Raw genomic sequence first — 10,451 nt, 5'->3', positions numbered from 1 at the left:
GCGGCCCTTTTCCGCCGAATCTTCGTTCGAAAACCTCGCCGATACCCGCATCGCCTGCGGTTTTCCGGCCTTGATTCGACGAAAAATTGCTCGCTCTCGCTGGCGTCTGACTTTCACCACAGGCTGTTAGGATTCAGAGCCGATGAGACGGCGCAGTTTCCAGCTCAGCAGCCGCTCCGAGGGAGCGGAGAAGTAGAGCAGGGGATCTGCGCTGGTGGAGTCGGGAGCTCCGTTGGGCTGGCTCTCCGCGCTGGGATGATCCTCGGCGAGGGGGGGCGACACCGGCGGGCTCGGCCGATCCAGGGTTGGGGCTGCGGTGGCTCCCGCCTCGGGATGGGAGCACAGCACCCGCTGTCCCGGGGGGCCGAAGAAGAGCAGCCGGTCCGGCTCCGGGCTCTGCACCGAGCCGTCGTCTCCTAGAGCGGTGAATTCGACGGCACAGGAGTGGCCGGAGAGGACGCGCTCGAACCACGGAAGGTAGCTCGGGGTCAGGGCGTAGCCACCGTTGTGTTCTTGGATCACCCCCACCTGGAGCAGCAGCCGCAAAAGACCCTGGACCAGCTGTTGATCGCCGATCATCTCGAGCAGCAGGAGGCGGGCCTGATGCCGGGAGATGGCCGCAGAGAGCTCCCGGCCGGTGCCGCGCCACAGGGTCTCCACCGCTTGCAGGACCAGTGGCGACAGGGTCACCGGACTCTCCAGCTCGCCGGTGTTGTCGCTCTGCAGGTTGATGCGGATGGAATCGAGCAGCTGCTGGCGGTCCATGGGAACACCGAGGTGCAGTCCTTCGTCGTCGATGAAGCCCGGTGCCGCCAGCTCACCGGAGACGAAGAGGGGGATGAGGGAAGGCTCTTCGCCAGGGCTCTGACGCACGATGATCAGCCGGGCCTCGGGTTGAGCGAGGACTTCCAGGGCGCGGCGGAAAAGCTCTCCGGCCTCCGATGCGGCGGCCTCCGGAGTGCCGTTGACCTTCGGTGGGAGATGGCGAATCAATCCCTTCTCCTGCAGCCGTACCCCGACAGCTTCGTTGGGACTATCCTGCCCGGGCTCCGTCGCTTCGGCGGGTTGGAGCCCGTCCAGCAAGAGTCCTACCGGACTACCGGCGGCGGGCTCCACGACGCGATGCTGCACCAGGTATTGAAGCTCGCTCTCGGTGAGGGTCAGGAACGGCCACGGTGAATCCGTGCTGGCGGCGGAGCCGGTCCGGGAACTGGTCCCGGTGCTCGATGGGGTGCTGGAAGAGATGCTGGAGTGGGTGGTCACCATGGTGGGGAGTCCTCCAAAGGGGCATCGCCAAAAAGGGGGGCTTTGCCGGGAGCGAGTTAAGAGTCGGCATTCAACGGCCGCAGCGGCGGCGGGGACAGTCGTCCATTCACCACGCCAAGGGATTGTGCAAGGCCGCTGCCAGCTTGTGAGGAGGCCCACTAAGTCCCATTTTGGTAAAGGCTTGGGGGCAACGCGGGCGGCATTCGGCGGGCACGGTAGAGGGCGGAATCGGGGAAAATTTCCCTGATTCGCCGTCCGGAGCTCCGATGGGTGCTTGACGGGCCGAGGGGGGAGGGCTACGCTGTCGATTCTTGCTTCTGGCAATTCTTGCATTTCGCTATGCAATGAATTGAATTTCTGAATCGGGGTGCTGAGGACTTCGACCCGCGATGTTTTTTGATCCTTCTCCGAGCTTATGAGCCGTTCGAGCCCCACGGTCCTCGTCGTCGACGACGATCCGGCGATCCGCGAGGTCTTGGAGATCCGCCTCCAGCAGTGGGGGTATTCCGTGCAGCTGGCGGACTCCGGCCGTCGCGGCGAGGAGCTGGCGGAGCGGCTGGATCCGGCGGTGGTGCTCTCCGACGTGGTGATGCCGGAAGTTTCCGGCCTCGAGCTGCTGCGCAGTCTGAAGGCGGGGAATCCTGCCCGCTCGGTGATCCTGATGACCGCCTACGGCACCATCGACGTCGCGGTCGATGCGATGAAGGAAGGAGCGGAGGACTTCCTCACCAAGCCCCTGGACTATTCCAAGCTGCGCTCCACCCTCGATGCGGTGCTCAAGAGCTCGGGCCAGCGCTCCCAGGCTCGGCGGCTGGCGGAGCGGCTGGAGCAGGGGGCGGGGCTCGGCTCGCTGGTGGGGACCAGCCGGCCCATGGGGCGCATCTATCGCCTCATCCGCACCCTCGGCGGCAGCGACGCCTCGGCCATCATCACCGGCGAGAGCGGCACCGGCAAGGAGCTGGCGGCGCGCACCATCCACGAGCTCAGCCATCGGTCCGGTGGTCCCTTCGTCGCCGTCAACAGTGCTGCCATTCCCGAGGGCCTGCTGGAGAGCGAGGTCTTCGGCCACGAGAAGGGCGCCTTCACCGGCGCCGTCAATGCGCGCCCGGGCTGCTTCGAGCTGGCTCACCAGGGGACCCTCTTCCTGGACGAGATCGGCGAGATGCCCCTGGCGCTGCAGCCCAAGCTCTTGCGCATTCTGGAGGACGGAAAGGTGCGCCGCATCGGTGGCCGCAAGGAGGTGCGCTTCGACGTCCGGGTGCTCGCCGCTACCAACCGCGAGCCCGCCGCGGCGGTGGAGGAGGGGCGGCTGCGCAAGGATCTCTTCTACCGGCTGAACGTCTTCACCCTCACCCTGCCGCCGCTGCGCCGCCGGCTGGACGACCTGCCCTTGCTGGCGCAGCATTTCGTCCAGCGATTCAACGACAAGCACGGCACCGACGTCCAAGGCCTGTCGGAAGAAGCGTTGGAAGCTCTGGGCGGCTACCCCTGGCCGGGCAACGTGCGGGAGCTGCGCAACGTGGTGGAGCGCGGCGTCATCCTGTGCCGCAAGGGGTGGCTGGAGGCAGCCCACCTGCCGCCCTACGTGCGCCGCCCCAACGGTCAGGCTCGTACCCCCATCGTCCTGCCCTCCGGCGTCACCGCCGAGGACGCCGAGCGCATTCTCATCCTCAAGACCTTGGAGCACGTGGGCAACAACAAGGCGGAGGCGGCACGGCGTCTGGGCCTCGATGTCAAGACCATCCGCAACAAGCTGCGGGCCTACGAGGACCGGGCGGACTCCTGATGCGGGTGTCCAGCAAGATCGGCCTCGGATCCGCCGTGCTGCTGGTGCTGCTCATCGGCGTGCTCATCTACCAGGTGGGGTTGGTGCGCCGCACCGTCTTCACCGGCCGCGAGGTCTTCGCCAACCAGCTGCAATCCTTCGAGCTGCTGGTGGATCAGGCGCGTTTGGTGGGGGAGGTGGAGAACTCGGCGCTCAAGCTCGTCCGCCTCTCCGATCCTGGCTACGCCGACAAGCTCGCGGGGCTCAAGACCGAGGCTGAGACCGGGCTGAAGGAGCTGCAGGGATTGGATCTTTCGGATCAGGAACGAGAGGAAGCAGCGCATCTGGCGTTGCTCTGGGGGGAGCTCTGGCGCCTGCTGCTGGTCGAGGCGCCGCCGGCGGAGGACATCCTCGGTGCGGGCTCGGCCCGTGAGGCGGAGATCTCCGAGACGCTACGGGAGGTGGAACGCCAGGTGCGTCAGTTGGTGCGCACCAACCAGGCGGAAGTAGCCCAGCAAAGCGGGCGGCTGGAGCGGCGCCGCCGGGAGGCGGAGCGTATCTCCCTGGGGGTGGTGGTGGTTTCGACGTTGCTCATCCTGCTCATCGTCTACCTCACCGTGCGCTCCATCCGCGAGCCCCTGCACCAGCTCACCGAGGGCACCCGGGCGGTGGCCGAGGGCCGTTTCACCTTTCGTCTGGACGCGGAGCGCAACGACGAGTTCTCGGGTCTGGCCGCCGCGTTCAATTCCATGGTGGAGCGGCTGAGCAAGCTCGATCAGCTGAAGAAGGACTTCGTTGCCCACGTCTCCCACGAGCTGAAGAATCCGCTGGTGGCCATGCACGAGACCAATCAGCTGCTGCTGGAGGAGATTCCCGGCCCCCTGACCGAGAAGCAGCGCCGGCTCCTCGATCTCAACGTGCAGAGCGGCCGGCGGCTCTCCTCCATGCTCTCCAACCTGCTGGATCTATCGAGCCTGGAGGCCGGGGCCATGACCTACCACTTCCAGGTCGCCGACGTCGGTGCCCTGGCGGCGCTGGTGGTGGGGGAGTTCGAGGCCCGGGCTCGGGAGCGCCGGCTGCGGCTCACCACCGACGTGCCGGCGGAGCCCGTCCTCGCCGTATGCGACCGCGGGCGGCTGATCCAGGTGCTGGAGAATCTGGTGGACAACGGGCTCAAGTACACGCCTCCCGGCGGCACCGTCACCGTCGGCGTGCGGCGATTCGAAGCTCTGCCCGGAAGCTTGTTGGACCAGCAGCTGGAAGTCGATGGGACGCTGGGTCTCACCGGAGGTCCGGTGGTGTTGCTCTCGGTGATGGATACGGGGCCGGGGGTTGCGGACGAGCTCAAGGGGGCGGTGTTCGAGAAGTTTCATCGCGTGGAGAGCGGTCAGCGAGCCGGGGGTGTGGGGTTGGGGCTGGCCATCTGCCGCGAGATTGTCGAGGCCCATCACGGCGCTGTCGGTTTGCTGGACGCGCCGTCCGGTGGGAGTTGTTTTTGGGTGCTGCTGCCGCCGGCGCCGCGCGACGTGCTGGGCGTTGCGGTGCCGCCGGTGTCTTATGGGGAGCGAGCCTCCGGAGCCGAGGCTCCGGCCTCCCGAGATCCCACCGCTGCTGGGGGATCCGGTCCTCGGAAGGCAGGAAAGCGCCCGGGGATCGAGGGGAGACCATGACCATCACGAGTCGAAGAACGTTGAGCCGCCTGCTGCCACCGCTGTTTCGAAATCTAATCTTCTGCCCGAGCCGAAGCCGGAACTCGAGTCCAAGCCCGAGCCCGAGTGGGAGGATCGCCCTTCCCGCACTCCCGGTCCTCGTGGTGCTCCTGACACTGCCGGGGCTCCTGGCCTGCAGCTCCCTCCAGAGCAACCGGTCGCCGGCAGATTCTCTCTACGACCGGGGCGAGCTGGCGGCGGCAGAGGAAGCCTACCGGGAGGCGGTACGGGAGGATCCGGCGGCACCGCAGCACGCTCGCTCGCTGTTCCGCCTGGCAGTGCTCTACACCCTGGAGGACAGCCCGGTACACGATTCGGAGCAGGCTGTCTCGTGCCTCTCCCGGCTGTTGGCCCAATTCCCTCACAGCGAGTACACCCTGCCGGCCCGGGCCATGCTCGCCCAATATCGTCACACCGGGGATCTGGAGCGCCGGCTGGCCCGGGGTAGCGAGGTCTTGGAGAGCACCCGCCGGGACCTGGCTCAGGTTCGGGGCGAGTTGGAGACCGCCCGCGCCGCCGCGACCCGCAGCGAGGCCAAGAGCCTGCAGCTGATGCAGCAGATCGAAGATCAGCGCCACCGGCTGGCCGCCCAAGCAGAAGACCTCGAACGCTCCACCCGCCGGGCCGCCCGCCTGGAGCGCGAGCTCGAGGAGCTCAAACGCATTGATTTGGGGAGTCCTCCTTGACGCCCCTCTCTTCACTCTGTTAGCAAGAGGCTAGAATTTCGATTCGCAACTAATCAGGGCTTTCGGGGGAGGAGGGGGAGCGTGGGGCCCTGGACTGGAGGTCGCAATGCACGTCAGCTTCCTGAAACCACCGGTGGGCGGCATCATCGGGCTCGAGATGATCACCTTTGTCGAGCCGCTGGGGTTGGAGTGCGTGGCGGGGGCGCTGGAGGTGGAGGATCACGCCTGCCAGATCGTCGATTTGCGGCTGGAGGATCTGGACGAGGGCTTTGCCAAGGTGCGGCGGTTCCAGCCGGCGGTGGTGGGGCTGCAGTGCAATTTCACCACCGAGCGCTTCCGGGCCCTGCGGCTGGCGCAGCGGGTCCGGGAGGAGCTGCCGGAGGCGGTTATCGTCCTGGGCGGCCACGACGCCTCCCGGGATCCCAGCTGGTTCGAGCATCCGGCGCTGGACATCATCGTGGTGGGGGACGGCGAAGACATCATGCCGTTGCTGGTCACGGCGTTGGAGAAAAAGACCCCGCTGACCGACGTGCCCGGGCTGGTGCTCAACACCGAGCACGGCCAGGAGGCCACCGGCCACGCGCCGGATCGCCGGGCGCTGGACGACATCCCGCTGCCGGCGCGGCATCTGATCCGCCACTACGCCAGCGAGTACTACATCAACTTCCGCAAGCCCCTGGCGCTGCTGGAGACCGCCCGGGGTTGCCCGTTCAAATGCAATTTCTGCTCGGTGTGGAAATTCCACGAGAGCAGCTTCCGGGAGAAGTCTCCAGGGCGGGTGGTGGAGGAGCTGGCCGCCATCGAGGCGCCGAATGTCTTCATCACCGACGATATTTTCTGGATGAACGTGCGCCGCGGCCGCGAGATGGCGGAGGCCATCCGCAAGTCCGGAATCCGCAAATTCTTCACCGTCCAGACCCGCACCGACATCATCTGCAAATTCCCCGACCTGGTGAAGCAGTGGAAGGATTGCGGCCACCTCTCCATCTTCCTCGGCTTGGAGAAGATCGACGACGCCGGCCTGGACTCGGTGAATAAGAGCAACACCGCCGCCAACAACGACCAGGCGCTGGAGATCCTCAGCGAGCTGGGGGTCGGCTACACCCCCAACTTCATCGTCGACCCGAGCTGGGATCGGGACGACTTCGCCCGCCTGCGCCAGTGGGTGGACGAGCGCGGCGCCTACAACAGTGGGTTTTCGGTGCTCACCCCGCTCCCCGGCACCGATCTATGGGACGACGTCAAGAGCACCGTGGTGACGGAGGATTGGGAGCTCTTCGACATCACCCACGCGGTGCTGCCCACCAAGCTGCCGCTGGACGAGTTCTACCGCGAGTACGCCGGCCTGTGGCGCCACGCCCTGGAGCTGCGCTACCGGGTGCGGGGCAAGGCTCGCACCTACCTGGAGCTGCTGGCGGCGCTGGCCAGTGGCAAGGTGACCTACACGGCTTTGCGCAAGGGCATGAACCTGAGCAAGCGGTTCAGCACTGCCGACACCTTCCTCCGCGGTCATCGGGAAAGCCCCGCCCGCCTGGAGGCCGCCGCCGAGCTGCTGGCGAGCTGAGCTCAGTATTTCTTTCGGCAAAATGAAACGCCGGCCGCCCTGACGAGGGTCGGCCGGCGGGGTCGTCTGTGCTTGGGCTGGGCGGTCGCGAGCTCAGCCCCCGGGCTTGCCGGGCCAGCGCACGAAGAAGCCGTCGGACCAGACCACGTCGTGATCCACCTCCGGGGGCAGGAAGGCCCCGATGGAGTAGGTGGTGTCCTCGTAGGTGCCGTCGCGGCCGGGGCTACGCAGGGCGATCACCATGTAGGTTGCTTGCTCGTCGATGCAGTATTCCAGCGGATGCCCCCAGCCGTCCTCGGTGGGTAACTCCTGGAGGTAGGCGGGGACAAGGAGCTCCTCCAGCTCTTCGGCGGTGACGGCCTTGCATCGGGCCCAGGACAGCTTGCCGTCCGGCGGATCCTGCGCCTCGGTGAGGGCGTTGTCTTGGTCGGTGAGCCAGGCGAACATGGCGGTGCCGACGGTGCGGACGTTCTCGATGGTCTGCTTCTGCTTCTCTATGTCCTCGGCGCCGGCGTCCGTGCCGGGGCTTTCAGCTGTGCCCGCCTGGGCCGGCAGATCCGTGAGGGTGGCGAAGGCGAGGACGGCGAAGATGGTGAGACCGAGCGCTGCGGAGCGCAGGGACGGGGGTTGGAAGCGGGCGATCATGGTGATTCTCCTTTTCAATTCTCGCTTCGACGTGCGGGAGAAGGCGGGCAGAGCGGTGGGGTAGGACGAGGGGACCGAAAGGCTCAACAAAGTGTGGCCGTAAGCGCGCCGTTCGCCGGCGTCGAGGAGCTTTAGAACCTGGGCGTCGCAGGCCAGCTCGCACTCCGCCGCCATCCGCCGCAGCGCCCAATGGGCCGCCGGGTTGAACCAGTGGAGCGCCATCAGCAGCGAGGCCAGCCGGCGCACGGGGCCGTCAAGACGGCGCAGATGGGTGAGCTCGTGGAGCAGCAAGTGGCGCAGCTGGACGTCGTCCAGATGCCGCACCAAACTCTGCGGCAGCAAGACCTTGGGCCGTAGCCAGCCGAAAATGCCCGGTCCTTGGGAGGACGAGCCCCCATCGACGCTGCGCAGCTCGACCTGCTGGCGGATTCCGAGGCGGTGACGGCATTCTCGCAGCAGGCGGAGAGCTCGTTCGTCCGCGAGGGCCGGGGCCGCCGCCACCAGCCTGTGCAGGCGCACCTCGCCCACCGCCAGCCAGCTCAGGTGGAGCAGCGCCCCGGCGCCCCAGAGGGCGAGGAGGGTCAGGCGGCCGTCGAAGCTCCAGCCGCTGGCAGGAGATGCCGCGACGACGGCACCGATGGCTTCCGGCAGGTCACCCAGGCCGGGAATCCAGCCGCCGGCCTGACCGCCGGTCTGGAGGCCGGCGAAGGCCTCGCCGCGGAACAGGCTCCACTCGCTCACCGGCGCCACCGGCAGCGCCAGCCGTGCCGGCACCAGCAGCCACAGCCCGTAGCGCACGCCGGGGGAAAGGTGCCGGCCCAGCAGCCGCAGCACCAGCGCCACCACCAGCGCGATCAGTGCCGCTTTGAGGGAGGCCTTGAGAGCAAGGGGCAGGAGTAGGTCGAGAGAAATCATCCGTGACCCTCCCCGGCGTCGAGGAGCTGCCGGAGCTCCTCCGCCTCGGTGTCCGACAGCTCGGCGTTGCGGGCGAAATGCAACAGCATGGAGGCGGCGTCGCCGCGGAAGACCCGCGCCAGGAAGGAGTGGCTTTCCGCCTGCACCGCGGCGGTGCGGGACACCCGGGGGCGGTAGAGGTAGCGGTTGCCGTCGGCTTCGTAGGTCAGCTGGCCCTTCTTCACCAGCCGCCCCAGCAGAGTCTTCACCGTCGCAGGTTTCCACCCGGTGGGCTGCTCCAGCCGCTCGGCGATTTGGGAAGAGGTCAGCGGGCTCTCACTCCACAGAACGTTCATCACTTCCCATTCGGATTCGGAGATGTTGGTACCGGTGCTCAAGAGGTCTCCTCGGGGGGTCTTGGGGGCTTCGATTACAACTGTAGCCATAATGACTACGAATGTAATCGTTGTCAAGGGGGAGGTGAGAATTCTCGCTGAATCTCTCGCTCCCACGCTTCGGCGTGGGAGCTCCGGGGAGACGCTCCAGCGTCGGGGGTGGGGGCTACTCAGCGCTTCCAGCGAACCGTGCGCAGGCTGAAGAGCTCGCCGCTGGGGTAGTTGACGTAGCCTTCCAGCTCGGCGGGCATGACGGCGAAATTGATCTTGGTGTAGAGGCTGATGTAGGGAAGCTCCTCGGCGACGATCTCCTGGGCTTCCAGATAGAACGGCCGGCGCTCCTCCGGCAGCGCCCGGCGGGCGCCTTCGTCGATGAGGCGGTCGAAGCGGAGGTTGCGGTAGAAGCCGCGGTTCTGGCCCTGGGGCGGCGTCGCTTCAGAGTGCAGCACCAAGCGGTAGATATTGGGGTCGATGACGCCGGTGCGCACCAGCGAGAAGATCTGGAAATTGCCCCGCTGGACGTCGCGGTAAAAGGTGGCGAACTCGAAGGAGCGCACCTCGATCTCGATGCCGGCGGCCTGCGCCATGTTCTGGATCACCTGCGCCTGGAGCACGTAAGGCTCGTTGGTGGAGGTCTTGTACTCCAGCCGCAGCCGGGGCTCGGGGCCGTCGCCGTCGGGGTCGGGGTAGCCCGCTTCTTCCAGCAGCCGGGCGGCGGCGGCGGGATCGTAGGGCAGGGGCTCCAAGTCTTCGTTGCGCGCCCACAGTCCCGGCGGCAGCATGGTTTCGGTGACCAGGCCGAGGTGGTTCCACAGGGTGTCTACCAGCCGCTGGCGGTCGATGCTCATGGCCAGGGCCCGGCGGACCCGAACATCGGAGAGGGCCGGATCTCGCAGGTTGAGACCCAGGTAGGCGTAGTTGGCGCCGGGGGCGGAAACCACCTGATAGGCGGGGTCGTCGCGGAAGGTGGGGACGACGTCCGGCGCCAGATCGTTGACCACCAGCTGTACCGAGCCGTTGAGCAGCTCCAGCGCCCGGACGGTGGAGTCCGGGACTTCCTTGAGCACCAGGCGCTGCAGGTGCGGGGCGCCCCGGAAATGCTCCGGGAAGGGCTCCAACACCACCTTCTCCGGCGTCCGCTCCACCAGCCGGAAGGGGCCGGTGCCGATGGGCTGGCGGTTCATCTCCTCCGGCGTCATGCCCTCGGGAATTACTCCCTGGGCCGGGGTCAGGTCCACCAGCAGGGCGCCGTAGGGCTCTGCCAGCACCATGTCCACCGTCAGCTCGTCCACCGCCACCACTTCTTCCACCAGGGCGAAGGCGGCGCGCTTGGCGGTCTTCACCGTGCCGTCGAGGATGGTGCCGAAGGTCCACACCACGTCGGCGGCGTCGAAGGTGCTGCCGTCGTGGAAGCGCACTCCCGGGCGTAGATGAAAGCGATAGCGCGCGCCGCCGTCCAGCACTTCCCAGGATTCCGCCAGGTCGGGGATGAGGTTGCCCTGGGGATCCTTGGTCACCAGGCCGTTG

At 67.1% G+C, this 10,451-nt stretch carries 8 protein-coding genes; 4 read left to right on the top strand and 4 right to left on the bottom strand.

Going from position 1 to position 10,451, the window contains the following annotated elements:
- Positions 1–126: 126 nt before the first annotated feature.
- Positions 127–1,266 (bottom strand): hypothetical protein, encoded by a 1,140-nt coding sequence (locus SX243_22505; GenBank protein ID MDY7095756.1) that lies wholly within the window; start codon positions 1,264–1,266, stop codon positions 127–129.
- Between the two features lie 415 nt (positions 1,267–1,681).
- Here SX243_22505 and SX243_22500 point away from each other — a divergent pair, with 415 nt between their 5' ends.
- From SX243_22500 to SX243_22485, 4 genes are all read left to right on the top strand, one after another.
- Positions 1,682–3,052, top strand: coding sequence for a sigma-54 dependent transcriptional regulator (locus SX243_22500; protein ID MDY7095755.1), 1,371 nt, complete (start codon positions 1,682–1,684; stop codon positions 3,050–3,052).
- Positions 3,052–4,701, top strand: a complete 1,650-nt coding sequence (locus SX243_22495; protein MDY7095754.1) for an ATP-binding protein — start codon at positions 3,052–3,054, stop codon at positions 4,699–4,701. Before SX243_22500 ends, SX243_22495 begins: the two co-directional genes overlap by 1 nt.
- 140 nt (positions 4,702–4,841) lie before the next feature.
- On the top strand, positions 4,842–5,426 hold the full coding sequence (locus SX243_22490) for a hypothetical protein (GenBank protein MDY7095753.1): 585 nt from the start codon (positions 4,842–4,844) through the stop codon (positions 5,424–5,426).
- Between the two features lie 106 nt (positions 5,427–5,532).
- Positions 5,533–6,990: a radical SAM protein gene (locus tag SX243_22485; protein MDY7095752.1), complete on the top strand. Its 1,458-nt coding sequence runs from the start codon at positions 5,533–5,535 to the stop codon at positions 6,988–6,990.
- A 93-nt stretch (positions 6,991–7,083) separates the two neighbouring features.
- On the opposite strand, the gene SX243_22480 is transcribed toward SX243_22485, so the two are convergent.
- From SX243_22480 to SX243_22470, 3 genes are all read right to left on the bottom strand, one after another.
- Positions 7,084–8,550 carry a M56 family metallopeptidase gene (locus SX243_22480; GenBank protein ID MDY7095751.1) on the bottom strand — a complete coding sequence of 489 codons (1,467 nt, stop codon included), beginning with the start codon at positions 8,548–8,550 and terminating at the stop codon, positions 7,084–7,086.
- Positions 8,547–8,927, bottom strand: coding sequence for a BlaI/MecI/CopY family transcriptional regulator (locus SX243_22475; protein ID MDY7095750.1), 381 nt, complete (start codon positions 8,925–8,927; stop codon positions 8,547–8,549). Before SX243_22475 ends, SX243_22480 begins: the two co-directional genes overlap by 4 nt.
- A gap of 167 nt (positions 8,928–9,094) precedes the next feature.
- A partial coding sequence (locus SX243_22470) for an ABC transporter substrate-binding protein (GenBank protein MDY7095749.1) occupies positions 9,095–10,451 on the bottom strand: 1,357 nt, incomplete at its 5' end.

Source organism: Acidobacteriota bacterium, assembly GCA_034211275.1.
GTDB lineage: Bacteria > Acidobacteriota > Thermoanaerobaculia > Multivoradales > JAHZIX01 > JAGQSE01.
The sequence above is the reverse complement of the archived record's forward strand: the minus strand, read 5'-3'. Positions and strand labels throughout refer to the sequence as shown.

Excerpts from the sequence above, each read along its gene's own strand:
- SX243_22495 (MDY7095754.1), top strand. The coding sequence starts at position 3,052 with ATGCGGGTGTCCAGCAAGATCGGCCTCGGATCCGCCGTGCTGCTGGTG.
- SX243_22485 (MDY7095752.1), top strand. The coding sequence starts at position 5,533 with ATGCACGTCAGCTTCCTGAAACCACCGGTGGGCGGCATCATCGGGCTC.
- SX243_22505 (MDY7095756.1), bottom strand. The coding sequence starts at position 1,266 with ATGGTGACCACCCACTCCAGCATCTCTTCCAGCACCCCATCGAGCACC.
- SX243_22500 (MDY7095755.1), top strand. The coding sequence starts at position 1,682 with ATGAGCCGTTCGAGCCCCACGGTCCTCGTCGTCGACGACGATCCGGCG.
- SX243_22480 (MDY7095751.1), bottom strand. The coding sequence starts at position 8,550 with ATGATTTCTCTCGACCTACTCCTGCCCCTTGCTCTCAAGGCCTCCCTC.